At 35.0% G+C, this 26,838-nt stretch carries 18 protein-coding genes; 10 read left to right on the top strand and 8 right to left on the bottom strand.

From position 1 onward, the window contains the following. Window positions 1-70: 70 nt before the first annotated feature. Window positions 71-2,368 (top strand): beta-glucosidase BglX, encoded by a 2,298-nt coding sequence (bglX, locus tag HYN56_RS24430; protein WP_109194587.1) that lies wholly within the window; start codon window positions 71-73, stop codon window positions 2,366-2,368. A 348-nt stretch (window positions 2,369-2,716) separates the two neighbouring features. Continuing rightward, window positions 2,717-3,673 (top strand): aldo/keto reductase, encoded by a 957-nt coding sequence (locus HYN56_RS24425; protein ID WP_109194586.1) that lies wholly within the window; start codon window positions 2,717-2,719, stop codon window positions 3,671-3,673. 58 nt (window positions 3,674-3,731) lie between these two features. Here the strand turns inward: HYN56_RS24425 and HYN56_RS24420 are convergent, their stop codons facing one another. The 8 genes from HYN56_RS24420 to HYN56_RS24385 all read right to left on the bottom strand — a co-directional run bounded on the left by HYN56_RS24420 (window position 3,732) and on the right by HYN56_RS24385 (window position 14,093). Further along, window positions 3,732-5,711 carry a glycoside hydrolase family 97 protein gene (locus tag HYN56_RS24420; RefSeq protein ID WP_109194585.1) on the bottom strand — a complete coding sequence of 660 codons (1,980 nt, stop codon included), beginning with the start codon at window positions 5,709-5,711 and terminating at the stop codon, window positions 3,732-3,734. 129 nt (window positions 5,712-5,840) lie between these two features. Next, window positions 5,841-7,127 carry a glycoside hydrolase 5 family protein gene (locus tag HYN56_RS24415; protein ID WP_109194584.1) on the bottom strand — a complete coding sequence of 429 codons (1,287 nt, stop codon included), beginning with the start codon at window positions 7,125-7,127 and terminating at the stop codon, window positions 5,841-5,843. Window positions 7,128-7,293: 166 nt separating this feature from the next. Then, window positions 7,294-8,523, bottom strand: coding sequence for a glycoside hydrolase family 26 protein (locus tag HYN56_RS24410; RefSeq protein WP_109194583.1), 1,230 nt, complete (start codon window positions 8,521-8,523; stop codon window positions 7,294-7,296). A gap of 8 nt (window positions 8,524-8,531) precedes the next feature. Then, window positions 8,532-9,080: a carbohydrate binding domain-containing protein gene (locus HYN56_RS24405; RefSeq protein WP_109194582.1), complete on the bottom strand. Its 549-nt coding sequence runs from the start codon at window positions 9,078-9,080 to the stop codon at window positions 8,532-8,534. A gap of 33 nt (window positions 9,081-9,113) precedes the next feature. Then, window positions 9,114-10,304, bottom strand: a complete 1,191-nt coding sequence (locus HYN56_RS24400) for an AGE family epimerase/isomerase (RefSeq protein ID WP_109194581.1) — start codon at window positions 10,302-10,304, stop codon at window positions 9,114-9,116. Window positions 10,305-10,309: 5 nt separating this feature from the next. Then, window positions 10,310-11,500 carry a glycoside hydrolase family 130 protein gene (locus tag HYN56_RS24395; protein WP_109194580.1) on the bottom strand — a complete coding sequence of 397 codons (1,191 nt, stop codon included), beginning with the start codon at window positions 11,498-11,500 and terminating at the stop codon, window positions 10,310-10,312. 29 nt (window positions 11,501-11,529) lie between these two features. Further along, entirely contained in the window at window positions 11,530-12,918 is a 1,389-nt protein-coding gene (locus HYN56_RS24390; protein ID WP_109194579.1) for an MFS transporter, read from the bottom strand. Between the two features lie 38 nt (window positions 12,919-12,956). Continuing rightward, window positions 12,957-14,093, bottom strand: a complete 1,137-nt coding sequence (locus HYN56_RS24385; protein ID WP_240622629.1) for a glycoside hydrolase family 26 protein — start codon at window positions 14,091-14,093, stop codon at window positions 12,957-12,959. A gap of 307 nt (window positions 14,094-14,400) precedes the next feature. Here HYN56_RS24385 and HYN56_RS24380 point away from each other — a divergent pair, with 307 nt between their 5' ends. From HYN56_RS24380 to HYN56_RS24345, 8 genes are all read left to right on the top strand, one after another. Then, window positions 14,401-15,279, top strand: a complete 879-nt coding sequence (locus HYN56_RS24380; RefSeq protein ID WP_091492127.1) for an AraC family transcriptional regulator — start codon at window positions 14,401-14,403, stop codon at window positions 15,277-15,279. A gap of 317 nt (window positions 15,280-15,596) precedes the next feature. Beyond that, a complete protein-coding gene (locus tag HYN56_RS24375; RefSeq protein ID WP_109194578.1) occupies window positions 15,597-18,764 on the top strand; it encodes a SusC/RagA family TonB-linked outer membrane protein in 3,168 nt (1,055 codons plus the stop codon). 11 nt (window positions 18,765-18,775) lie between these two features. After that, window positions 18,776-20,338, top strand: coding sequence for a RagB/SusD family nutrient uptake outer membrane protein (locus tag HYN56_RS24370; protein WP_109194577.1), 1,563 nt, complete (start codon window positions 18,776-18,778; stop codon window positions 20,336-20,338). A gap of 20 nt (window positions 20,339-20,358) precedes the next feature. Then, window positions 20,359-21,429: an IPT/TIG domain-containing protein gene (locus HYN56_RS24365; protein WP_109194576.1), complete on the top strand. Its 1,071-nt coding sequence runs from the start codon at window positions 20,359-20,361 to the stop codon at window positions 21,427-21,429. A gap of 67 nt (window positions 21,430-21,496) precedes the next feature. Next, complete coding sequence (locus HYN56_RS25175) at window positions 21,497-22,756, top strand: fasciclin domain-containing protein (RefSeq protein WP_205727642.1); 1,260 nt, start codon at window positions 21,497-21,499, stop codon at window positions 22,754-22,756. 88 nt (window positions 22,757-22,844) lie between these two features. After that, window positions 22,845-24,077, top strand: a complete 1,233-nt coding sequence (locus tag HYN56_RS24355) for a glycoside hydrolase family 27 protein (protein ID WP_109194575.1) — start codon at window positions 22,845-22,847, stop codon at window positions 24,075-24,077. 14 nt (window positions 24,078-24,091) lie between these two features. Next, the gene (locus HYN56_RS24350; protein ID WP_109194574.1) at window positions 24,092-25,105 is read left to right on the top strand and encodes a glycoside hydrolase family 5 protein; all 1,014 of its coding nucleotides are present in this window, start codon (window positions 24,092-24,094) and stop codon (window positions 25,103-25,105) included. A 619-nt stretch (window positions 25,106-25,724) separates the two neighbouring features. Then, window positions 25,725-26,813, top strand: a complete 1,089-nt coding sequence (locus HYN56_RS24345) for an outer membrane beta-barrel protein (protein WP_109194573.1) — start codon at window positions 25,725-25,727, stop codon at window positions 26,811-26,813. Window positions 26,814-26,838: the final 25 nt, after the last annotated feature.

Here is a 26,838-nt window from a genome sequence, read left to right as displayed (position 1 = left end):
AAAAAAGAAACTGAGGATCTCAGCATCTTAGAACCTTAGTAACTTAAAAAGAACTAACTAAACCACACATATGAAAAATAAAAAAATAATATTTATTGGGGTCTTTTCCCTTTTTACGATTGGAAATATGAATGCACAAAAAAAGCCGTATCTGGATAAGAATAAAACTGTTGAGCAGCGTATCGATTTGCTTTTGCCGTTAATGACATTGGAGGAAAAAGTAGGGCAGATGAACCAATATAACGGTTTTTGGGATGTTACGGGACCAGCACCAAAAGGCGGATCAGCCGAATTAAAATACGAACATTTAAGAAAAGGCTTAGTTGGCTCAATGCTGACGGTTCGCGGAGTGAAAGAAGTTCGTGCCGTACAGAAAATTGCGGTGGAAGAAACGCGTTTGGGAATTCCGTTAATTATTGGTTTTGACGTAATACATGGTTATAAAACGTTAAGTCCGATTCCGCTGGCTGAAGCGGCGAGTTGGGATTTGGAAGCGATTAAGAAATCGGCGGCGATTGCTGCAGATGAAGCTTCTGCATCCGGAATTAACTGGACTTTTGGTCCAAATGTCGATGTAGCAAATGATGCCCGTTGGGGACGAGTGATGGAAGGCGCGGGAGAAGATCCGTATTTGGGAAGTAAAGTGGGTTATGCCAGAGTTAAAGGTTTTCAGGGAGAAACGGTTGCCGATTTGGCTAAAGTAAATACGATTGCCGCTTGTGCGAAACATTTTGCGGCGTATGGTTATGTTGAAGCTGGATTGGAATATAATATTGTGGATATCAGTAATTCTAAATTGTACAATTCGGTTTTGCCTCCTTTTAAAGCTACGGTTGATGCTGGAGTTCGTACGTTTATGAATTCGTTTAATACTTTGAATGGTGTTCCTGCAACCGGAAATGCCTTTTTGCAAAGAGATATTTTGAAAGGAAAATGGAAGTTTGACGGATTTGTGATTTCTGATTATGCTTCGATTCGCGAAATGATTGCTCACGGTTATGCAAAAGACGAAGCAGATGCAACTGCAAAAGCGGTTATTGCAGGTTCTGATATGGATATGGAATCGTATTTATATGTGGCAAAATTGGTTGATTTGGTAAAAACTGGAAAAGTAAAAGAATCTTTGGTTGATGATGCTGTTCGCAGAATTTTAAGAGTGAAATTTGAGTTAGGATTATTTGATGATCCTTACAGATATTGTGATGAAAAACGCGAAAAAGAAGTTGTTGGAAGTAAAGCTAATAACGAAGGCGTTTTAGATATGGCGAAGAAATCTATTGTCTTATTAAAAAATGAAAAGAATGTACTTCCTCTGAAGAAATCCGGGCAGAAAATCGCTTTGATTGGAGCACTGGCAAATGATAAAAACAGTCCGTTGGGAAGCTGGAGAATTGCGGCTTCTGATGATACTGCGGTTTCGGTTTTAGAAGGAATGCAACAGTATAAAGACAATCAATTGACTTTTGAAAAAGGAGCAGATTTATTAAAACAAAAAGCAACTTTTTTAACGGAAACGGTTTTCAATACCACAGACAAAAGCGGATTTGAAGCTGCAAAAACAGCTGCTAAAAATGCCGATGTTGTCGTTATGGTTTTAGGTGAATATGGTTTCCAAAGCGGTGAGGGAAGAAGCCGTACGGATTTGAATTTACCAGGATTACAGCAGGAATTATTAGAAGAAATTTATAAAGTAAATCCAAATGTAGTTTTGGTTTTAAATAATGGCCGTCCGTTGAGTATTCCTTGGGCGGCAGAAAATGTTCCAGCAATTGTAGAGGCTTGGCATTTGGGAACTCAGGCAGGAAATGCGATTGCGCAGGTTTTATACGGAGATTATAATCCGAGCGGGAAATTGCCAATGTCGTTTCCGAGAAATGTAGGTCAGGTGCCAATTTATTACAATAAATACAGTACAGGAAGACCAATTGACAGCGATAAAAATGTTTTCTGGTCACATTATATGGATGTGGAGAAAACGCCTCAGTTTCCGTTTGGTTTTGGTTTGAGTTACACCTCTTTTGATTATAAAAACCTGAAAGTAAATAAGACTTCTTTTGCAAAAGGAGAAAAAGTTCAGGTTAGTGTTGAGGTTACTAATACAGGGAATTATGACGGAAAAGAAGTAGTACAATTATACATTCATGATGAATATGCAAGCATCATTCGTCCGATAAAAGAATTGAAAGGTTTTGAATTGGTTAATCTGAAAAAAGGAGAAACTAAAAAAGTAAACTTTACTTTAACGGATAAAGAATTAGGTTTTTATGATAACGAAGGAAATTATTTAGTAGAGCCGGGAACTTTTAAAATCATGGTTGGAGGAAGCTCTGATAAAGGTTTGCTGGGTGGCTTTGAAATTAAAGACTAAAAGGGGTTTTGCCGCGAAGGCGCGAAGGCGCTAAGTTTTTTTTAAAAATAAGTTTCAATAGCGTCCAGCTTTAGCTGGATGAAAATATAAACGCAATCGATAGGCTTTAGCCGAACTACAAGTTTGGCTAAAGCCTTTTCTTATTCAATTCTTATTCCCCTAGCTTAAGCTAGGGGCTATTCAAAAAAAACGTTGCGACTCTGCGTCTTTGCGAGATTAATTGTGCAAACTTTTTTCTCTCGCAGATTTAGCAGATTCAGCAGATTTTTTATCTTCTAAATCAGCAAAATCTGCGGGAGTTTTTTGTATTTTTAAAACCTATTAAAACTCCAACTTTAAAATAAAATAATGAAATATAACAGATGTGGGAAAAGCGGTTTGCTGCTTCCGGAAATTTCTTTAGGATTATGGCATAATTTCGGTTCGGTAGATAATTTTGAAAATGCCGAAAGTATTGCGGTAGAAGCTTTTGATAAAGGCATTACTCATTATGATTTAGCTAATAATTATGGGCCGGTTCCAGGTTCTGCGGAGACTAATTTTGGGAAAATTCTTTGGCATAATTTTCAGGGAAATTTACGTGATGAAATTATTATTTCTACCAAAGCCGGTTACACCATGTGGGATGGGCCATATGGAGATTGGGGTTCAAGAAAATATTTGCTTTCAAGTTTAGATCAGAGTTTGAAACGAATGAAAGTTGATTACGTGGATATTTTTTATTCACATCGTCCAGATCCTGAAACACCAATTGAGGAAACTATGATGGCTTTGGATTATGCCGTAAGAAGCGGAAAAGCTTTATACGTTGGAATCAGTAATTATTCTGCGGAACAAACTAGAGTTGCTGTTGATGTTTTAAAACAATTGGGAACGCCATGTTTGATTCACCAAGCAAAATATTCTATGTTACAACGTTGGGTTGAAGATGGTTTATTAGATGTTTTGGAAGAAAAGGGAGTAGGTTGCATTGCTTTTTCTCCTTTGGCACAAGGACTTTTGACGGATAAATATCTAAACGGAATTCCAGAAAATTCCAGAGCGCATAATCCAAACGGACATTTGAAAGAAGATGAGGTTACTCAGGAAAGAATTCAAAAATTAATTCAGCTGAATGAAATTGCTCAAAACAGAAATCAGTCTTTGGCGCAAATGGCTCTAGCTTGGCTGCAAAAAGACAAACGAATTACATCGGTTTTAATTGGAGCGAGTTCTGTAAAACAATTGTGTAATAATATTGATTGTTTGCAGAATACGGAATTTACGCATGATGAATTGAGTGCCATTGAAAAGATATTGGCTTAATTACCTATAAACTAAACCTAACAGGTTTTTAAAACCTGTTAGGTTTCTAACACTTCAGTTATTTTATAATCATCGCTAGTCCACCACCATTTGCTAAACGATATTTTAGTTTAGAGGTTGAATCAACCGTTATGATTTCTTTTTTATAATCAGTTGCTGCTTTGTCTGCGTTTAGACCGTCGGAGAAAATTTCGGCTTGGAATTTTTTGCCTTTTTCAAGGAAAGAAAAATCAGTTGTAATATCTCGGGAATCCCAATTTGTAATGGCACCCAAATACCAGGTATTTCCTTTTCTTCTGGCAATTGAAACGTATTTTCCAACTTCGCCATCAAGAGAAACGGTTTCATCAAAAGTAGTTGGGATTTTAGCAATAAAATCAGTGCTTTCCTGTGCTGCCATAAAAGCTGTCGGACTATCCGCCATCATTTGCAAAGGCGCTTCAAAAATCGTATAAAGTGCCAATTGGTGGCATCGTGTTCCCTGACTCATTGGTGTCGAATGACTTGGTTTGAATTCGCTTTTCGTTGCGTTACGCATCGCGCCCGGTGTATAATCCATTGGACCAGCCATCATTCTAATAAACGGAATTGTGGTATCGTAAAGCGGAACATCATCATTTGGTGTCCATTTATTATTTTCCAGACCTTTTACGCCTTCAAAATTTAAAATATTTGGATACGTTCGCTGAATTCCGGTTGGTTTGTACATTCCGTGAAAATCAATAATCAATTTATGATTTGCCGCTTTTTGTGCAATATCATAAACCGAATTGACCATTTTTGCATCATCACGATCAATAAAATCTACTTTAAAACCTTTTACACCCAATTTTGCATAATTGTCAAAAACGGCTTCAGTTTTATTATTGATTGCCATCCACGAAGCCCATAGAATAATGCCAACGTTTCGTTCTTTTGCGTAAGCAATCAATTCTTCCAGATTTACATTTGGATTGTGTTTCATAATGTCAGTTTCAACACTCCAGCCTTCGTCTAAAACTACATATTCAATTTTGTTTTTAGAAGCAAAATCAATATAATATTTATAAGTCTGAGTGTTGATTCCTGCTTTGAAATCGACATTGTAAATATTCCAGTCGTTCCACCAATCCCAGGCTACTTTTCCAGGTTTTATCCACGAAATGTCTTTTATTTTGGATGGTTCTGCTAATTTCTGAACCATGTCATTATTTGCTAAATCGGCATCATTTTCTGAAATCACAATCGCTCTCCAGGGAAAAGTTCGGGTTCCTTTGGTTTTAACCAAAAAATCAGCTCTTTCGGTAATTAATTTATTTAGAAAATTAAATCCGCCGTTGGTTTCCTGAGTTGGATATTTTGAAAAACGAGACTCAAAACCTGTTTTGTTTTTGTTGTTAGTGACAAATAAACCCGGATAATTTTCCAAATCAGCTTCAAGAAAAATGGCTTTTTTATGGTTTTTATAATCAATTAAAAAAGGTAAAAACGCTAAAGTGTCTTTTGAAAATTCGCTTATTTTCTTGTTTTCATAATGCGATTCAAATGAAGAAATAAACTGATCTTTCGGGTTTCTTAAATCACGAACATACGGCATTAAAGTATTGTAATCCTGATCAAAATTTAAAACTACTTCTTCGGATTGAACTGTAATATCTTTTTTCTTTTTGGTAAGGAATCTGTACGCCGCGCCATCATCATAAATACGAAATTCAATTGCGAAATCATTTTTGAAATCAATCGTCAGTTTATTGTACTGATCTTTTACGGTTTTCTTTTTATATAGAGGTGTTTCAAAAGAAGTATCGACGCTTTCTTTTTTTGAATTTAAAACGACAGGATTTTTTCCTAAAATAAGATTTCCATCCAAAGTCAGAGCCATTTCTGATGGAGCTAAAATCAAATCTTTTTCATGTGAAATAGACCATGAGATTTTATCATTTACAGCAATTTTAACTTCGATTTTTCCGTTTGGAGAAATTACATTAAAACCCTGTTTCTTCTGTGCGAAAGAAAAATTTGTGAGTATGAAACAAAAAAGAATAAATATATTTTTCATGAAGTTTTGATTTTGGTTATTCTGTAGAGACGCACCGCAGTGCGTCTACGTCAGTTTACGTCGCACATATTCGTTACGCATAAGACGCACTGCAGTGCGTCTCTACGAAAAATAGGTATGAATTCTATTCTATTTTTTCAATTTCAAATTATAATCTTTCACAATTTTCAATGTCGATTGATCTCCATTAAAAACAGAATTTAAACCTTGTGGTTCTTGTGGAGGATCTGTTGTTAAAGGATCTCCGGGATTCCATTTTCCTGTTTCGTTAATGGCTTTTCCTTCACCGCCATAACCCCAGAAATTGGCTGCTTGCAATGGTCCGCCATTTTTAACACTTTCCACAACTCTTCCAAAAATGTAGCTGTAAAATTTATCTCTGTAAACAGAAGATGCTCCGGCATTCAGGTTTTCGTTTTCTCTTGGAAGACCAAATTCTTCGATAATTATTGGGCGTTTTAAATTATTGGCGACTTTGATATGATCATCAATATATTTACCTGCATTTTCGATGGTTTTTGGAAATGTCGCTTCGGCATTATCTGCTTTAAACCAGTTCCAGTTTTTAGGCCAGATATGCATCGTTAAATAATCGATATTCGGATTTTGGTGTGTTCTTTCGAAGATTTTCATACTGTCGTTTGAACTGTTTTTTCCTTCAGAACCTGTAGAAACCAAATGATTTTTGTCTAAACTGTCAATCAGATCTACAATGTTATTGAGCCATTTTGTGAATTTTACTTCGTTTTCTACTGTAAAAAGCCTAGGCTCATTTCCAACCTGCCAGGACATAATCGTGTTGTCTTCATTGTATTTCTTTTTAGAATAAGCGTTTGTTCTTCCAATAATAAACTTAACGTGATTGTTTAAAGCTTCCATACAAGGTTCGCAACTGTGAAATTGTTCTGTATAGGACATAAACTGAGGCCAGGTATTTGGCGGAATTGCAGGAACGGGAACAGGACCTTTACCGTTCCATTCTAAATATTGCGACATACCGCCAGACCATTCCCAGTTATTTGTCAGATACAAAACAGCATACATATTTCGTTTGCTCATTTCGTTAATCAGGAAATCCAGTCCGTCCAGTAAATCTTCATCGTATTTCCCCTGTTCGTATTGCAATGCCGGACGAACAGTGAAATCGTATTTTCCTCCATCAGCACCAACCAGAATACGTAAATTATCGATTCCGTTTTTCTTCATTACATCCAATTCACGAAGTAATCTTTCACGATCGCCGATTTTTTTCGAAGCCAACATGCTTCCATACCAATAATTGGTTCCAATATAAGAGTAAGGTTTGTCGCCTTTATAAAACTGGTTTCCTTTTACGGTTATTCTTTCTTGTGCCTGGCAAGCTATTGTCGAGAAAATTAAGGCTAAAGAAAGTGTTTTTAAAAATCTGTTTTTCATAATTAATATTTTAAGGAGCTAATCCCGCTATCCGTTACAATCTTTTTGCGGTCTCGTTAGAAAAAAACGAGACCACAAAAAGGATTTCCACTTCTATCGGGGCTAGGACAATCCGTTATTTTACACGTTTTATTGTGAACCTGAAACTTTAAACCTGAAACAAAAGCTATTTTTGCATTTCATACATTTTTGGCAATGAATTTACCAATGCAGATTTAGTTTTTAGGGTATAAGTTTTAAAATCATTTGTATTAGCAACCGTTCCGTTTGGGACATAGTAGCCATCTGCATTATTATTCCAAAACATGACATAACTTATCTGAATGTCATTTTTTGTTAAAGCACTGTATAATAAAGTCGAAAACCAATCTGTAATGGCTGGCGTTGTACTGGTAACGCGATAACCTGTTTCGGTTAAAGCAGCGATTTTTACTTTCGCTTTAGCGTAATCCGAAAGAATTTTTAATTTAGAATTGGCTCTCTCAGAACCTGTCTGACCTTGGTTATTAAAGTCGCCATAATTATCCATACCAATAACATCTACATATTTATCGCCGGGATAACGGCTTAAATAATTGGTTTCGGTTGTGTATGAATTGTCAGGAGAAAAAGCATAAAGAATATTGTGAACTCCTTTTGTATTTTTCAAATAATTGACTGTAAACTGATACGCTTTTTTGTATTCATCTGCTGTACAAAAATCGGCTCCCCACCAAAACCAGCTTCCGTCAAATTCATGAAAAGGCCTGAAAATTACAGGAATCAATTCGCCATTTGAGCCTTTTAGGTTCAGAATAACTTTGGCAACTTTGTCTAATTTCTTCTTATACCATTCGTTGTTTGCTCCACCAGGAAGAATACTTCTAAAAGCAGTCGATTTTTGTTCAGAAGTCATATCTGAAGCATAAAAAGATTCTTCTTTATTAGGTTCTCTCAAATGCCAGGAGAAGGTATTGATTATTCCTTTCGCGTAGGCGGTTTTAACATCGGCACTAATTTTTTGTTCCTGTTGATAAAACCAATTGTTAGATTGCTCATTATTGCTTTTATCGGTTATAAACATAAAATCAGATCCTAAAACTGCAGGGTCAAAACCTGTATTTTTTTTAATATCTGAATCGCCGCCAGCGTCCTGATAAAAGCTATTAAAAGCATCTTGCTGACCAATAGCTGTTTTGGTTTGCGCCAGTCTTTTTAAATTATAAAATAAAGCTTTGGTTTCTTTTGTAGCATTTGGATCTACCATATAATTGGCAACGTTTGATGTCGTTAACGGATCATCTTGCATAGGCGGATCTACTATAACTTCGTTATTTGAATCGTTGTCTGAAGAACACGATACTAAAACTAAAATAGAGAAACTCAGGAATAAAACTTTCAAAAGTGATTTCTTCATTTTTTAGATTATTTGGCTTCCGGATTTAGTTTGGAATATTCTTCTTCAGTAAGTGTTGTTATTTTTATATCATCAAAAAATACAGTGCCATTTGTTTGTGCCAGAGCCAGCATAACTTTAATTTTCTTAGCGTCAGTTGGTACCTTTACCGCCTTTTTATAATTAACCCAATCAGTAGTTCCTTTCGCACGGGCAATGGTTTCTGAGCCAATTGATTTGTCTGCACCATTAAGAAAGTCTACGACTACAATCGCTGCTTTATAATCTTCTTTTTGATTTTCTATGCCTTCTGCTTTCATCCAGGCACTGCATTCTACCGCAAAGGTATTTCTGGCAAGTGGAACAGTTTGATCAAAAGCTCTCCATTCTGCGCCGGTAAACTGATTAATTAAGGCACTGTTTTTTCCTGATTTTTTATCATAGGGAGAAAGCGCACCATTTTCTTGTCCGTTCCAATTGGTTAAGTCGTATTCAAAACCTCCATTTTTTAAGAGATTGGTTTGTGCATCAATTAATAAAGATGTCAACAATAAACTAAAAAGGAAAAAATGTTTCATAACGACTTTAAATTAGAATTAGAAAGGAATAAATTAATCTTGAATTCGCTGTATCAGTTCGATACAAGCGCGTCCGTTGTGATAGGGGCATTTCCAGAATCCGGCTTTGTCTTTTTGCATTACAGCATAGTCGTGGTAAACTCCCCAGACCCATTCTCCGTTTTGCTGGTCGATTATATGTTTCTTTATGAATTTCCAGTTTTTGAAAACAAGATCCAGATAATCTTCTTTTCCGGTTAACTGATAGGCATTGTAAAAGCCAATTAAAGCTTCGGCTTGTGGCCACCAGTGTTTTTCGGCTATTAATTCGTTTTTCTCAGGATCAAATTCGTACCATAAACCGCCATCAGTATCCAAACCTTCTTTTGTGACTTCGGCAATCTGAACGGCATGTTTTTTATAGTTTGCAATTAAAGTTTCGTTTTCTGAAATTTCGGCGCATTGTTGTAAAAGCCAGGCCGCTTCAATATCATGTCCGTATGAAATAACATCTGGTTTTTCTTTCCAGTTTTCATCAAAGAACAAGCGTAAGTGACCTGTTTCTGTATTAATGAAATACTTTTCAATAGTTTCCAGCAATTCGATAATAACTTCAAGCAGTTTTTCGTCTTTCCAAACTTTATATAAATTTACGTAACCTTCAATAATATGAAGATGCGTATTCATGGTTTTCTTTTCATTGGCATCTTTTGCACTCAGACGTAAATCTTCGATTGGCTGCCAATCTCTCGTAAAAGCTTCAAAATAGCCTTTATTGACAGAATCGTAACTGTGTTCCTGAATTTTTTGATATAAATTTTTAGCTATTTCCAATGCTTTTTCTTCTCCTGAAATCGCATAATATTCAGATAAACCATAAATCGCAAAGGCTAAAGCATAAATCTGATTTTTGGTGTCTTTTGGAGTTTTATCCTCATTTATACTCCAAAAAAGACCTCCAAATTGTGTGTCATAAAAATATGCTGAAAGAAAATCAAATGCTCTCTTTGCCAGTTTTTTGTGGTTTTCGTTTTTTGTGGTTTTGTAACTGGCAGAAAACGTCCAGAGAATTCGGGCATTTAAGACCGAACCTTTTTCTGCATTAGCAATCAGATGATCGTTAAAATCGATTTGTCCAACAAAACCACCATTTTTTTCATCTACAGTTCGTTCTGACCAATAGTTTAGAATGGCATCGAGTTCTGCTGTTAGTTCCGATTTTAAAAGCTTTAATTGTAATGACACGATATTTAAATTGCGTTATTTCTTTCGATTAAATCAATAATAGTTTGTACGGAGCCTGATGACACAAAGGTGTCTTCCGGCGCATTGATTACGTAATCAACTAGTTTTTCTACAGTTGAAACCGCTACATGCATTCTGGTATCTGAAGAAGCGTAGTATACATAAACAGTTCCGTCTTCGTCTTCAATCCATCCGTTAGAAAACAAAACGTTAGATACGTCACCGACTCTTTCAATTCCTTCAGGGCCCATGAAATGTCCAGCCGGAACATGAGTTACTTTCGTAATGTCGTTCAAATCGGTCATGAACATGTATAAGGTATAACGTAATCCGGCTGCGGTATTACGAACTCCATGCGCCATATGTAACCAGCCTTTTGATGTTTTAATTGGTGCCGGACCTAAACCATTTTTTAATTCGTAAATAGTATGATATTTTTTGCTGAAAATGATTTTTTCGTCTTTGACAACTGGATTTTTCATATCTTCAACATAACCTAAACCAATTCCACCTCCCGATCCAACATCTATAAAACCATCCTGCGGACGTGTGTATAAAGCATATTTTCCGTTTACAAATTCGGGATGTAATACTACATTTCGTTGTTGTCCCGTATTTGAAATTAAATCCGGTAATCTTTCCCAGTTTACTAAATCTTTAGAACGTACAATTCCCGCGTTAGCAACAGCCGAACTTGTATCGCCTTTTGGAGCTTTTGGATCTTTTCTTTCAGTGCAGAAAATTCCGTATACATAACCGTCTTCGTGATTAATTAAACGCATATCGTACACATTGGTGTCCGGATCTTCTGTTTGTGGAATTACACAAGGTTTATCCCAAAATTTGAAATTATCAATTCCATTTGGACTTTCGGCAATCGCAAAAAACGATTTTCTGTCAATTCCTTCTACACGAACAGCCAAAAGATATTTGCCATTCCATTTCATTGCGCCGGCATTAAAAGCGGCGTTGATTCCGATTCTTTCCTGTAAAAACGGATTTGTTTTTTCGTTAAAATCAAAACGCCAGTTTAACGGAGCATGTGCAGCAGTTACAACAGGATTTTTATAACGTTCGTAAATGCCGTTTCCGGCTGTTTGTGCGGGTGTGTTCTTAAGCTCAATCAGCGCTTTATGTTCTTTTTCTAATGCCGACTTTCTATCCTGAAAAGTCGCCGAAGATGTTATTGTTGTCATATAAATTGATTTCTGTATCTGTATTTTTTTTAATTTTGATCTCTCTTTTCGTTTAAATCCTGTTCTATAATTTGTAATTTTTCTTCTGATAAAGGGTAAAATGCTATAAAAGCTACTGATATTGCTGCTGCTATTGCCGGCAGTATGCTTAACATTAACTGAATTCCGTTTTGAGCTGTTGCAGTTTGTTCTACATTAGCCTGAAAACCAAAATAACCTAAAAGCCATCCCGCTCCGGCACCGCCAATGGTCCAGCCGAACTTTTGTGACATTGAAGAAGCTGAAAACACCAATCCGGTTGCTCTTCGACCTTGTTTCCATTCTGAATAATCGGCACTGTCAGCGTACATGGACCAGATTAATGGGAAAATACAACCAGCACAAATACTGATTAAAACCTGAAAACTCATGATTAAGAAAACATCTTCTTTTCCGAATAAATAGAAAACAAGACTTAGAATTGCCGCTACAGCCATAGCTCCAAAAAAGGTTTTCTTTTTACCGATTTTGTTCGCAATTGGTGTAGCGATAATAACTCCTATAATATTTGCTGCTTGCCCTAAAACCAGATAAATGGATGTTGGTGTCATATGAAAATCACTTCCGAAAAGTGAAAAATCAAAATTGACAGCACTGCTTACATAATATTTAAAATAATAAACCGCAGCTCCATCACGGATAGAATTGAAAACCAATGCGCCAATTCCGGCACCAAGTAAAATCCACCAGGGTCTGTTTTTCCAAAGATCTTTTAAGTCTTCTTTTAGATTGTTTTGTTCGTCTGCGATTGGTTTGATTCTTTCTTTAGTGAATAAAAAACAAGCCCAGAAAAATATCGTTGTGATTAGTCCGAAAACAGCAATTGTTGCCAGCCAGCCTGATTTAGAGTTAAGGTTTCCTCCAAAATAATTTACTAAAGGTTCAATTAGCCAAAGTGCCAAAAGACTTCCTCCAAAGGCAAAAACCATTCGATAGGATGAAAGTGTATTTCTTTCTTTTCGATCAGAAGACATTACGCCCAAAAGCGATGCGTAAGGTACATTGATTAAAGAATAAATCATCATCATTAATGAATAGGTAACGTAGGCATAAATGATTTTACCTTTTTCGTCAAAATCCGGTGTGTAAAAAGTTAAAACTCCAATCACGGCAAAAGGTATGGCAACCCAAAGAAGATACGGTCTGAATTTTCCCCACTTGCTTTTGGTTCTGTCAGCCAGAATTCCAACAATTGGATCAAAACAGGAATCCCATATTCGGGTAATTAGAAACATCGTTCCAACTACAGCAGGTGCCAATCCGAAAACATCGGTATAGAAAAACAATAAATACATGCTGAAAATTTTCCAGAACATAGATGAAGCAGCGTCTCCAAGACCGTAACCGATTTTTTCTTTTAAACTAATTTTGTCGTGCATTGGTTATTTTTTAAGGTTTTAATTTGTTTTTAGGGCAGTTATTTTAATTTTTTTGGAATGTCTTTTTCAAAGATAGTCTGATCAAGGTTATAAAAATCGACAAAATCTTTCTCGCTTACTTGTCCGGAAAATGGAGCATAATAATGCATTTTTTGTTCTTTTTCCTGCCAGCCATGATTTCTCCATAACAGGACATAAGAAATTTTATAATCTCCAATTGCTTTTAGGAGAGTTCCTGTCCACCATTTAGGATCCGGAACTGCTTCATAACCAGCTTCGGCCAATGCCATAGGTTTGTTTTTTTGAATGGAGATTTCATTGAGGATTTTAAATTGTTTTTGAACTTCATTTATAAACCGTTCTCCATTTTTATCGTTACCATTTTGATAACTGTCAAAACTTAAAATGTCGGCATAATCATCTCCGGGATAGTTCGCTAAGAAATCGGCTTCACTGGCAAAACCTCCTGTGTTGTAAACATAAATCAGATTGTGAACTCCTTTATTTTTTAAATAATCAAAGGTAAATTTCCAGGCTGTTTTGAATTCTTCGGGAGTACAGTTTCCTTTTCCCCACCAAAACCATCCACCTGTAAGTTCATGAAAAGGTCTGAAGAGAATAGGAATATTTTTTCCATTTTTATCTTTTAAAGACAAAAAGAAAACGGCTGCTTTGTCTAGCCAGGAAGTAAATTTTTTATGATTTTTCTCGCCGGGAAGGATTGTTTTTAGGGAATTAGGAACATTGTTCCAGGCATCTTTCCCTGTTGCAGGATTATCAAAATGCCAACTTATAGTTGAAATTCCGCCTCTTGCATTTGCTTCGACAATATATTGTTTCATTTTAGCAAATGGAACACCATCTATATTATTTGGATTGTCTTTTTCTAAACCTGCGATATCCCAGCCGTAAACAGCAGGATAGTCTCCAACAACATCTTTTATATCACTTCGTCCATCTTCATATTTCCATTTTACACCATAAGCAAGATCATCCTGATGTCCAAACAGAAAACCTTTTTGAGATAATGTATTTAGGTTTTGATAAAGTGTTTTAGTTTCCGAAGAAGCTTTTTTATCTGAAAGTGACAAAATTGTATTACTGCTGTTTTTTTGCGATTCGCAAGAAGTGCCAATTAAAACAGCAGTCAGAAGCATGATAAAATGTTTTTTCATTGTCGGATTGTTGATTGTTAACGGAGTTAAATGCTAAAGATACAATGATTTATGTTTGCCAAATACAATAAGTATTTTGTTGAAAAAATCTTTAGCGATCTATCTCAAAAATTATTAAAACTATAAAAAGATATTCAATTAAAAATGATTAATGTTTATTATTAAAGCTCTTTTTAAAGAATCGATAATTTGTTTTTTCAAAGATAATTGGATGAATATCGTCTAATTAATATTATTTTATCAATTATATATCATATTATTGCAGTCAAAAAAGTCAAATATTGCTTTCCTGAAAATAGTTTTTAAGATGAGTACTACAAAAAATTTTTATAGAGAAATTGCACCCCTTTCAGCTGGTGATAGTTTTTTGGTTTTCGATCGTGTAAAAGATAGCTTTGATTTTCCTGTGCATTACCATCCTGAATTTGAGATTAATTTTATCTTAAACGGAAAAGGAGTGAAGAGAGTTGTGGGAGATAATATTGAAGAAATAGATAATGTCGAGTTGGTTTTAATTGGTCCAAATTTATACCACGGCTGGGAACTGAATAAATGTACCAGCAAAAAAATTCACGAAATAACAATTCAGTTTCATAACGATTTATTTCATGAATCTTTATTGTCCAGACGTATTATGAATCCGATTCGGGATATGTTTAATCGGTCTATTCATGGTATTCTTTTTTCAAAAAAAACAGCAGAAGAATTAACACCAAGGCTTGTGAGGCTCTCAAAACTTGATGGGATGGATTATTTTCTGGAAATTACTTCTTTATTGTATGATCTTGCTAATTCCAGAAATCAGCGTTTGTTATCTACTTATACTGTAGACTATGATACTTTTGATGATTATGATAAAATGAAATTGGTTTACGAATATGTGCAGAAACATTTTGCGGAAAAAATAACTTTGGAAGATGTAGCAAATGTAGCTAGCATGTCTATTATTTCTTTTAACCGATTTATTAAAAAACGCACCGGAAAAACTTTTGTCAATTATATAAATGATATCCGGATTGGTTATGCTGCACGCTGGCTGGTAGAAAAAGACATGAGTGTTTCTGAAGTGGCATTTAAATCAGGTTTTAATAATATTGCGAACTTCAATCGCAGTTTTAAGGCAACAAAAAATTGTACACCTAGTCAGTATAGAGAAGATTTTTCCGGCTTGAAACGTATCTTATAGTGATACTTTTTTGTCAACAATAAATATTATTTTTAACGAAAACGTTTGATTTTTGAGTTTTTGTTGTTTTTTATGTATTGTTTGGGATTTTTAAAGGATTGTTATTGAGAATAATGTAATTTTTAATGTGTTTTATTTTGATATGTGTTTTTTTAAACGCTTAAAGTAAAAATATTATCATTAAATGATATAATATTATCGATTTGATAATTCAGTCTGTTATAGATTTGTTAAATAATTTTAGGAGAAAAAAATACACCCTGCTTTTTATCTCTTAAATTGGCAATCAACAAATTTAAACTAACCAAACATTTATTATGAAAAAATTAATGACTAACCTCATTCATTGGAAGGCTAACCACAGAGCTGCTCCTTTGATATTATTTTTGCTACTGACAAGTAATTTTATTACGGCTCAGGTAAAGGTTTCCGGAACAGTGTCGGATGACAAAGGATTATCTATTCCTGGTGCTAACATTGTAATTACGGGTACAAAAAAGACAGCTTCAACAGATTTTGATGGGAAATATTCTATAGAAGCACCGGCAAATTCTACAATTTCTGTATCATTTATTGGCTACGTTACACAAACAGTTAACGTAAAAAACGGAGGAACTATCAACGTAACTTTAAAACTTAGCGCAGAAGATTTACGTGAAGTTTTGGTAAACGTTGGATATAGAAGTGTTAAGAGAAAGGATTTAACAGGAGCTATTTCTACGGTTACTTCAAAAGATTTTGCAGATTCTCCACAAGTGTCTGTAGATCAATTATTACAAGGGCGTGCTGCAGGGGTGACAGTGACGAATAATTCTGGACAACCGGGAGGTAGTGTGTCAGTTAAGATACGTGGAACTACTTCTATTTCAGGAACTAATGAACCATTATATATTGTAGATGGTATTCCTATTTCCGGAGATGCTGCTAATACTGCTACGGGAGGTTCAATTGTTACAGGGTATTTAGGAACGAATACAGGAAATGTAACTTCTAGTCCTATTTCTTTCTTAAATCCTAACGATATCGAAACACTGGATATTTTGAAAGATGCTTCTGCAACTGCTATTTATGGTTCCAGAGCGTCGAATGGGGTTGTAATTATTACTACAAAAAGAGGTAAAAAAGGAACAGGAAAAATCGCGTATGATTCTTATTTCTCTGTTCAAAATGTAACTCGTTTATTAGATACAATGACTCTAAGTCAGTATGCAGCGCAACAAAATGCTTTAGCCGCTGTTTATGGTGTGGCTCCAAGAGATGAATTTGCTGTTCCGTCTGTTTTGGGTAAAGGGACGAATTGGCAGGATGAGATTTATAAAACGGCGATAATGAATAATCATCAGATTTCATTTTCAGGCGCAAAAGAGGGTACTAACTATTATATTTCAGGTGGTTATACCAATCAGGAAGGTATAGTTATTGGTTCTGGTTTTAAAAGATATAGTTTTAAAACGAACGTTGACAGCAAGATAAAAGATTGGCTTACGGTTGGTGTTTCTCTTGGGACTGGTATAACAAATGAAGATATTACAATTAATGGTGCAAGTAACGGTATCATTAGTACTTCTATATTGTCTACTCCTGATGTGGCAGTAAAAGATACCAACGGAAATTATGCTGGTCCACCTGCTGACGGTTCTATAGGAGTTTGGATTAATCCTGTGGCTTCGGCTTTGATGAATACTAATAAATTGATTAAGAAGAGTTTTATAGGGAATTTTTATGCTAGTTTTAGACTTGCAAAAGGACTTGAATATAGATTTGACCTTGGAGGCTCTACTAATATTGATAATTTTGAAGGCTTTCAGCCTACTTACAAGTGGGGGGCAGCAGTTAGAGAAACCAATCAGTTGACAGAGAGAGCGAACAATTGGTATCAACTTAACATTAAAAATGTTATAACATATAAGGTTGATGCAGGTAATCACCATTTTAACATTTTAGGAGCTCAGGAGGCTAACGATAGTCATTGGTTCGGAAACTCGCAAACCGTTTCCGGGTTGTTGAGTAATGATATTCATTCTATTAGTTTGGGTGATCCTGACACAATTGTGGCTTCAGAATACAAAGGAAGTTCTGCTTTTTATTCTTTCTTTGGAACTTTTAATTATGATTATAATAATCGTTATGGATTACAGGCAACGATGAGAGCAGATGGAAGTTCTAATTTTGGGCCAGGTCAAAAATGGGGTTATTTTCCTTCCGTTTCAGGTTATTGGAAACTTTCAAACGAAAATTTTATGGAAGGAACTAAAGAATATATTGATAACATCAAAATTAGAGGAGGTTACGGTGAGACCGGAAATCAAAACATTGGTGGTGGAGGTTATATGAGTACAGTTCGTGCCATAAAATCGGCAATGGGTAATTTCTTTACCGTTAATAATATTGCGAATCCTGATTTAACCTGGGAAACTTCTGAACAAACTAACTTAGGTTTAGATTTTACACTTTTTAATTCAAAACTTCAGGCAACATTTGATGTGTATAGAAAACAGTCAGCAGGATTTTTATTTGTCTTGCCATTGCCTTATTATGTTACAGGTACAGATGCTTATCAGGGAGGTTTAGGAGCTCCAAGTGTAAATTTAGGAAGCTTAAGAAATCAAGGTTTTGAAATGACTTTGGATTACAATAATAAGTTTGGGAAAGATTTTTCATGGAATTCAAAAGTGATTTTCTCTACAAACAAAAATAAATTGATGAGCTTACAGGATAATTTTGACTTAACAAAAGATGTAATGCTTAATGATTATACTACTAAAGCAGTTACTAAAACAGTAGTGGGTCAGCCGGTTGGTCAGTTTTACGGATATCAGGCGGTTGGAATTATCAGAACTAATGAACAATTAGCCAATGCGCCAATTCCTTTTACGGGAAATAAAGCAGTAAAAAGTCAGCTAGGTGACGTTGAATACGTAGATCAAAACAAAGACGGTTTGATTGATGAGAAGGATTTAACTTATATCGGAAATCCACAACCGAAATTTACTTATGGTTTCAATAATACGTTCACGTACAAAAATGTTGATTTAGGAGTCTTCTTGCAAGGATCTTATGGAAACAAAGTAATGAACTTAACAAGACGTGCCGGTACTAAAAACCAACGTTTGTATGAAAATCAGTTAGCTGAAGCAGCAGATTTTTGGACGCCGGAAAATACGGATGCGAAATATCCAAGACCTGACGGTGGAGATGGACATCCTAATATAGCAATTTCTGATCGTTATGTAGAAGATGGTTCATTCTTAAGAATTCAACAGGTAACTTTAGGTTATAACATGCCTTCGGATGTGATTTCAAAAGCAAGTATTAGTAAATTAAGATTCTATTTTGGTATTCAAAATCTTTACACATTTACTAAATATACAGGATATGACCCAGAGGTAGGATCTTACAATCAGGATCCGTTATTATCAGGAATTGATTCAGGACGTTACCCAACCAATCGTAGTTTTACTTTTGGAATGAATTTAGAATTTTAATTACTACTCTTATGAAAAAATATATCAATATAAAGACCTTAGTTTTATTTTTAACACTAGGTTTGGTAACTACTTCTTGCAGCGAAGATTTCTTGGATCGCCCATCTGAAGATAGTTACAGCAGTGATCAGTTCTATAATACTGACGAGCAGGTAGCGAGAACTACTTATGGGATGTATGGAGCAATGTGGGCACCTTATTATACTAAGAATTTTTACGCTTTGTCTGAGTTATCGTCAGGAAATTGTTTAGCGTATGCTGACGGACCAGAGTTAATTCAGTTTAAGCTGACTTCTGATAGTCCTATATTGTTGGATCCTTGGAGAGCTTGTTTCGCAATTATTGCACAATCGAATAATTTAATTAATAATATTGAAAAAAATGCTACTGCAGATGTAAGCAGGGCTGTAATTAAAAACACGATTGCAGAAGCACATTTTTTTAGAGCGATAGCCTATTTTTATTTGGTTCGTTTGTATGGTCCGGTGCCTATTATTGAAGATAATCTGGCTTTGGCAAAAGATCCATTGGTGAATACCAATAGAATTGAAGATGTTTATACGTTTATCGAAAATGATTTAAAGTTCGCAGCAGCAAATCTGAAAGTAAAAATGAGATCCAGAACTCCCGGTGGAGATAATATTTTTGTAACTCAGGGCTCTGCCGAAGCATTTTTAGCCAAAGTATATCTATATGAGAAAAAATATTCGGATTCTAAATTAATGGCTGAAAAAGTGATTAACTCAGGGGAGTTTGGATTACTTCCAAATTTTGCTGATTTGTTTCTGACCAGTAAAAATAATAACGAAGAATCTATTTATTCATGGCAGTGGTCAGGAGCTATAAATACTTATGGAGGTGGAAATTTCTCTAATATCCAATATGGTTTAGATATTTTGAATGATAATGCGTCTTATGGAGCTACTTATGTTCCAAGTAATGATGTTCAGGATGCGTTTGAACTTGGAGATTTAAGAAGAAAAGAATCTTTTATGATTTATGGAGATTCTTATCCTAACCTTAAAGGAGATGGTGTTGTAGGTTTTGTTATGGATAAAACCAAGTATCCGGATGTATTAGCTAATACAGGAGCCGCTGTTAAGAAGTATGTTGTAGGACAAGTTACAAGCGAAACTGGCCCTGCTGACGGATGGGGAGGAATGAATAACTGCAATTACATTATGCGTTATGCTGATCTTTTATTAATACATGCTGAGGCAACTATGGCTGGAGCAGATGAAACTACTAATGCTGCAGCAAAAGAATCGTATAATAAAGTGAGACTTAGAGCTGGTCTGGCTGCATTAGGAACAAATGTGCCTTTAACAAAAGCAGCTTTATTTCATGAGCGCAGAGTTGAATTTGCTTTTGAAGGAGAATTTTGGTTTGATTTAGGAAGATTACCACGTCAGGAGGCAATCAATATAATCTCTCAGCAAGACAGAGGTTTTGATTCTCAGGGAGTAATGCATTATACGCCAACGCCAACTGATTTTATTTATCCGAAGCCGGATATCGAAGTCAGAAAAAATCCAAAGTTGAAAGAGGCACCGGTTCCTTACAATTTCAAATAATTTTTTAAAAGTAAATCACTATGAAAAATATAAAAAATAAAATGTTATTGAAGTTGTATTTCTTGGCTTCGATTTCAATTTTGCTGTTTGCTTCTTGTTCGAATGATGATTCGGAAGGTTCTTCCGGAAAGCTTGAAGTAACAGGAATTAGCAGATCTGTTGTTGATGATCCTTTGGTTGAAGGAGACAGAGAGGTGGATGTACCTACAGATGTTATTAATGCAGGGAATTATTATATCATTAGAGGATCCGGGTTTGGTACCTTAAAATCAATTTCATTTAATGGATTAGAGTCGTATTTCAATCCAACATTTGTGACAGATAATGCAATCGTTATTTTAGTCGATCAAAAAACTCCTTACTATAACGAAATGGATGAAATGAAAATCGTTACGGCTAAAGGGACGTTGAATTATAAAGTGGCTATTAGACCTCCAAATCCTAATATTAAAGGATTTCCAATTAACCCTAATCCAGGAGATATCATTACAATTACAGGAGAATATTTTTTGCGTCCTGTTGTGAATTTTGGAGAAACTGCGGTTCAGCCTATATCATCTACATTGACAGAAATTAAAGTTCAGGTACCTAATAATATTCAGTATAAAAACTTGTCTGTAACCAATGTTTCAGGAACAACAGTTGCCGGTCAGTCTTTAGGTTCTGCTTTTTATGATGATGCTTACACTAGTTTGAGTAGTTACAATGGTCTTTGGAGACCAGCAACAAATCATTATGATATTGCTTACGATAAAGATGCATCACAAGGTACAAAATGTATCAATTGGACTTCAGGTCCGGATTGGGATGGTTTATACATTGGTGTAGATAAATCTAAAGTGGATATGACTAAATACAAAGGAATCCGTGTAAGTATTAAAGGAGAAAAAGCAGGATCTGTTTCTGTAATTGTTAATGGTAATTATGGTGCTACTTATCCGCTTAAATTCGGTACAGGATGGACATATTTAGAGGTTCCGTTTTCTGGTGTTGGCAGTCCGGGAGAGTTAACTGAAATTACTTTTCAGGAAACAGGAGGTTTTGGAGGAAACAATTTGTTTATCGATGATATTGGATTGGTATTAAAATAATTGTGACGGATTCGAAGAATAAGTCTTGATTTGTTAGAATCCATTATTAAAAACTAAAAGATAATTTATGAAAAATATATATAATAAAGTAAAGCATCTTGCCTTATGCGCATTTTTAGTTGCCACAGTTTCTTCCTGTGACAACGAAATTGAAGATATTGGAGGAGCAAAGCAAAATTACAATACGGCTTACGGATTGCTTCTGGCAAATAGTAATTTAACTACGTTTACAAAAGCAATAAAATTAGCTGGACTGGAATCGACATTAAATACAGCAGATGACTATACTTATTTTGTTCCAAACGATGCTACTTTTGATGCTTATTTGGTAGCGAATGGTTATGTGAATGATTTAGGATATCCGGATATTAATTTGGTTCCGGTTGAAGATTTGAAACAGCTAGTTTTGAGTCATGTTATTAAAGGTGTCAAAAAAAGAGTTGGTAAACTTGAAGGTGTTCAGGCTGATTATCTGGAAACAGGAGATTACAGTACAATGGCAAATGCGCTAAACTCTGATTTGTATTTATTGAGTATCAATGTAACCAATGGTGTTTTAAAAGTAAACGGATCTGATAAAGAGGCGCCAGGATTAGATTATTATGCTACAAATGGTTTTGTAAATGTATTGAGTAATGTAATTGAGTTAACTCCGCCTGCTCCTGTAATTACTAGTTTGTCACAAGTGTTGGCTTCTCCGGGAGATGTTATAACCATTACAGGACAAAATTTTGTAAAGGTTAAAAATGTAAAATTCGGGTCAACTACAGCTACATTTACTGCAGTTTCTAAAACGGAAATAAAAGCAACGGTTCCGGCTGATTTTGATTCGTATGCGCTTGTTGTTGTAGAAACTGAATTTGGAGTGTCTGCTCCAAGCAGTATAGGTCTTAAATATTTATTATACGAAGACTCATTGAAAGGATGGGGCTGGGGCTGGGGAGGAGACATTACCTGGGAAAGCACCGAAAAAGTAAGCAGAGGAACAAACGCAATCAAAAAAGTTGCAGAAGCCTGGAGCGGACTTTTCATGCACTCAGATTTGGCTTTGAATGCAGCAGATTACCAATTTGTAAAAATGTCTATATTCCCAACCGAAAGTACTAAAATCATGGTTACTATAAATAGTGATACAGGTGACTCTAGTAAAGGTACTACAGTTACTTTAGTACCAGGTCAATGGAACAATATTTCAATTCCTATTTCGGCATTGCATCCTGAACTCTTGAGTGGAGGAAATTTTGATAGTGTATTTATTCAGGAATTTTCAGGAATAACAATTAGTCCTGCAAGTATTCTTTATATAGACGATATTGGGTTTTTATAATAGTTAGTTTATTTTGAGTTAGTTTAAAAATGTTCCCTTATTGAAAAATTAGGGAACATTTTTTTAAGATATTTTAAATTGAAAAAAAATGAAAATAGTAACCTTACTTCTTGCTTTTAGTGTAACCATTCTAGGTTTCGGTCAGGGTAATACTCATAAACAGCAGGGTGGAAAATTTGAAGGACTTGCCTTGACACCACCAATGGGCTGGAATTCATGGAATACTTTTGCAACCAATATTGATGAAAAGTTAGTAAAGGAAACAGCAGATATTATGGTTTCTTCCGGTTTAGTTGCCGCAGGATATAATTATATTGTATTAGATGATGGCTGGATGACACATGAAAGAGATGCAAATGGTGATTTAGTCCCAGATCCTGAAAAATTCCCAAACGGAATGAAAGCATTAATTGATTATGTACATAATAAAGGTTTAAAATTCGGTTTGTATAATTGTGCAGGAACAAAAACTTGCGCGGGTTATCCCGGAACAAGAGGTTATGAGTATCAGGATGCCAGATTTTATGCGAAACTTGGAATTGATTTTCTAAAATACGATTGGTGTAACACAGAAGGAATTACTGCCAAAGAAGCTTACACAACGATGAGTAATGCCTTAAAAACTGCCGGAAGACCAATTGTTTTTAGTCTTTGCGAATGGGGAGACAATCAGCCTTGGGAATGGGGAAAACCAATTGGAAATCTGTGGAGAATTTCCGGCGACATCTATCCTTGCTTTGACTGCGAATTCAGACATCCTGAAAACTGGTCTTCCTGGGGATTTATGAAAATTGCGGATATGCGAAAAGACATTCGTAAATATTCAGGTCCAGATCATTGGAATGATTTTGATATGATGGAAGTAGGAAACGAAATGAATGACACCGAAGATAAAACGCATTTTGCTATGTGGTGTATGTTATCTTCTCCTTTATTTACCGGAAATGATTACAGAAAAATGTCTAAAGAAACTTTAGCAATTTTAACTAATAAAGAGTTGCTTTCTGTAAATCAGGATAAGTTAGGTATTCAGGGATTTAAATACACAATTTTAGATGGGGTAGAAGTTTGGGTAAAACCACTTTCAGATGGAGCCTGGGCAGTTAGTTTTGTGAATAGGACAGAAACAACAAAAAAAGTTACTTTCGATTGGAGTAAAAATAATTTCAAAGATGCTGATTTTGGATATGAAGCCGATTTTACAAAAACGATATTCAAAATAAAAGATCTTTGGAAGAATAAAGAAGCAGGAAGTACAAAAAAAATATTTAGTACTGCAATAGCTTCACATGATGTAGTTACTTTAAAATTAATACCCTAAATCTAAAACTTGTCATGAAGATTAATAAAGTCTTATTATTTGCTTTTATTTTAATGTTTTCGCCTTTAAATGCTCAAGTGCAAACTCATAAAAATCTTAGTGTTAATGGTACTCAATTGGTAAATAAGGATAAAAAGCCAGTTGTATTAAGAGGAATGAGTTTTGGCTGGCATAGTATGTGGCCAAGGTTTTATAATCAAAAAGCGGTAAGTTGGTTAAAGAAAGATTTTAACTGTAATGTTGTTCGTGCCGCACTAGGAGTAGAGCTGGGAGAGTATTCCTATATGAAAGATCCCAAATTTTCTAAAAAGAAAATAGAAGCTGTCATTAAAGGAGCAATAAAAGAGGATATGTATGTAATCGTAGATTGGCATACCCATAATGTTAATTTAAGTGAAGCTAAAGAGTTTTTTGCTGAGATATCAAAAAAGTATGGTAAATACCCCAATATTATATATGAAATATTTAATGAACCTGATTATGAAACATGGGCCGAGGTTAAAGCTTATTCTGAAGAAGTAATCAAAGTAATTAGAGAGAACGATCCTGATAATATAATTTTGGTGGGTTCTCCACATTGGGATCAGGATGTAGATCTACCAGCCGCAGATCCTATTTTAGGATATAATAATATAATGTATACTATGCATTTTTATGCTGCAACGCATGGAAAAGAATTAAGAGACAAAACTGATGCTGCTATCAAAAACGGACTTCCAATATTTATTTCAGAATCTGCCGGTATGGAAGCTTCTGGCGATGGACCATTAAATTACAAAGCTTGGCAGGAATATATAGACTGGATGGAAGACAGAAAACTTAGCTGGATTGTATGGTCTGTTTCAGACAAAGATGAGACTTGCTCTGTTTTATATAAATCAGCGAAGTCTGAAGGGAAATGGAAAAATGAAGATTTAAAAGAATCCGGAATAAAAGCTCGTGAATATTTTAAAAAATATAATGTATGGCATTACGAAAGATACTTACCTTCCAACTGGAAAGAAAGCAACTATCGTTTTGAGGACTAAAAGGCATTAAGAAAAAAGTGTATTACAAATTGCTGAAAATTTATCATTTAGGATGTACCGAAAAGTGCATCCTTTTTTTATGTATAAATGAATTATTCGTTTCAATAGAATTAGTTTGATTTGTTGCAATAGATGTATGTGGTTTTTGTAAGAATTTTAAACGTAGGGTTTATGGTTTTTGTTCCTGTTTTTAATGAAGAGATATTTAGATCGTGTTTTTTATTTTTATTGATACCCCTTTAAAAATTGGGGTGATTGACTTTTTTGGATGTTTTTTCGGTGTTTTTGTGCTTTTTTAATTTAGTTTTTTGTGGTTGACGCCTTGTTTTTTGGTGTGTGCTGCTAAAAATGCGTTATTGAATTTTTAAAAACAATTAGCGATTAATATCAAATAACGATTATTGTTGATTTAATTTTTGTAATCCGTAATTCTTCACCTAAAACATCAAAAAAGCGCTTTTGAATTATTCTGGTGATACAAAAGTTAATAAATTCGCTAATGAAAATGATGATGATTTGAAGGCGCATGAAAGGTTTTAGAAATGACTTATACTATTAATAGATATATAAAAGATTAACTAACCAGAATCAATTTAATAACTAAAAACCAATTTAAAACATGAAAAAAGCATTTCACATTTTAGCCGCGATGTTAACAAGTTCTTTTGCCTTTGCCCAAGAAGAGGAGGCAGCCGCTCCAGCAACCACATGGGGAGGTTCTGCAGATGCGTACTATAAATATGATTTTTCAAAACAAATGAATGGATTAACGAGCTTCACCAACTCACAAAATTCATTCGAATTAGGGATGGCATCGATAGAAGCGGGTCATACCTTTGGAAAAGCTTCTGTTTTTGTCGATTTAGGTTTCGGAAAAAGAGCAGCAGAGTTTTCCTATAATGAGACACCGGATAAAGATGCGAGCGCCAAATTTTTAATTAAACAGTTATTTTTTACCTATAATTTAACTGATGAATTTAAAGTAGTGGCAGGTAGTTTTGGAACTCATATCGGATATGAGGTTTTGGACGCCGTAGATAACAAAAACTACAGTATGTCGTATGCATTCTCATACGGACCGTTCTTTAATACAGGTGTGAAAGCCCAATATACATCAGGGAAATTCACAGCTATGTTAGGATTAACAAACCCAACCGATTTTAAATCGGCTATGGATGCGGGATCTTACCAAAAAACGTTCATTGGACAAGTAGGATATATAGGTGAAACAGGAAGTGCTTATTTGAACTTTACAACAGGAAGTACAAACGCAATTCCAGGAAGTATCATTCCAGTATCAGATGAGAATAAAACTCAGTTTGATTTGACTGCTTCTAAAACAATTAGTGATAGTTTTTCTCTTGGGTTAAATGCGACTTATGCAAAAACAACAAATGATTTTGACAGCACTTTAGACGGAGAATGGTTTTCATTGGTAGGATATGCTAATTACTCTTTCAGCCCATCATTATTGCTGGCTTACAGAATGGAGTATTTTGATGCTAAAGATGCAGCGCCAAGCATGGGAACATTAACAGGATCTAGTGTATTTGCAAACACAGTTTCTTTAAATTATAAAGTTGGAAAACTTACAATTATTCCTGAGCTAAGATACGATGCAGCTTCTGAAGATATTTTCTTAGATAAAGATGCATTGCCAACAGGAGGAAGCTTCTATGCTTTAATTGCAACAACATACTCTTTCTAGAGATAAAGATTGATATTTTTTTTTT

Source organism: Flavobacterium crocinum, from assembly GCF_003122385.1.
GTDB classification, from domain to species: domain Bacteria; phylum Bacteroidota; class Bacteroidia; order Flavobacteriales; family Flavobacteriaceae; genus Flavobacterium; species Flavobacterium crocinum.
The sequence above is the reverse complement of the archived record's forward strand: the minus strand, read 5'-3'. Positions and strand labels throughout refer to the sequence as shown.

Excerpts from the sequence above, each read along its gene's own strand:
- HYN56_RS24425 (WP_109194586.1), top strand. The coding sequence starts at position 2,717 with ATGAAATATAACAGATGTGGGAAAAGCGGTTTGCTGCTTCCGGAAATT.
- HYN56_RS24375 (WP_109194578.1), top strand. The coding sequence starts at position 15,597 with ATGAAAAAATTAATGACTAACCTCATTCATTGGAAGGCTAACCACAGA.
- bglX (WP_109194587.1), top strand. The coding sequence starts at position 71 with ATGAAAAATAAAAAAATAATATTTATTGGGGTCTTTTCCCTTTTTACG.
- HYN56_RS24365 (WP_109194576.1), top strand. The coding sequence starts at position 20,359 with ATGAAAAATATAAAAAATAAAATGTTATTGAAGTTGTATTTCTTGGCT.
- HYN56_RS24380 (WP_091492127.1), top strand. The coding sequence starts at position 14,401 with ATGAGTACTACAAAAAATTTTTATAGAGAAATTGCACCCCTTTCAGCT.
- HYN56_RS25175 (WP_205727642.1), top strand. The coding sequence starts at position 21,497 with ATGAAAAATATATATAATAAAGTAAAGCATCTTGCCTTATGCGCATTT.
- HYN56_RS24395 (WP_109194580.1), bottom strand. The coding sequence starts at position 11,500 with ATGACAACAATAACATCTTCGGCGACTTTTCAGGATAGAAAGTCGGCA.
- HYN56_RS24410 (WP_109194583.1), bottom strand. The coding sequence starts at position 8,523 with ATGAAGAAATCACTTTTGAAAGTTTTATTCCTGAGTTTCTCTATTTTA.
- HYN56_RS24345 (WP_109194573.1), top strand. The coding sequence starts at position 25,725 with ATGAAAAAAGCATTTCACATTTTAGCCGCGATGTTAACAAGTTCTTTT.
- HYN56_RS24405 (WP_109194582.1), bottom strand. The coding sequence starts at position 9,080 with ATGAAACATTTTTTCCTTTTTAGTTTATTGTTGACATCTTTATTAATT.
- HYN56_RS24385 (WP_240622629.1), bottom strand. The coding sequence starts at position 14,093 with ATGAAAAAACATTTTATCATGCTTCTGACTGCTGTTTTAATTGGCACT.
- HYN56_RS24415 (WP_109194584.1), bottom strand. The coding sequence starts at position 7,127 with ATGAAAAACAGATTTTTAAAAACACTTTCTTTAGCCTTAATTTTCTCG.
- HYN56_RS24370 (WP_109194577.1), top strand. The coding sequence starts at position 18,776 with ATGAAAAAATATATCAATATAAAGACCTTAGTTTTATTTTTAACACTA.
- HYN56_RS24390 (WP_109194579.1), bottom strand. The coding sequence starts at position 12,918 with ATGCACGACAAAATTAGTTTAAAAGAAAAAATCGGTTACGGTCTTGGA.
- HYN56_RS24355 (WP_109194575.1), top strand. The coding sequence starts at position 22,845 with ATGAAAATAGTAACCTTACTTCTTGCTTTTAGTGTAACCATTCTAGGT.
- HYN56_RS24350 (WP_109194574.1), top strand. The coding sequence starts at position 24,092 with ATGAAGATTAATAAAGTCTTATTATTTGCTTTTATTTTAATGTTTTCG.
- HYN56_RS24420 (WP_109194585.1), bottom strand. The coding sequence starts at position 5,711 with ATGAAAAATATATTTATTCTTTTTTGTTTCATACTCACAAATTTTTCT.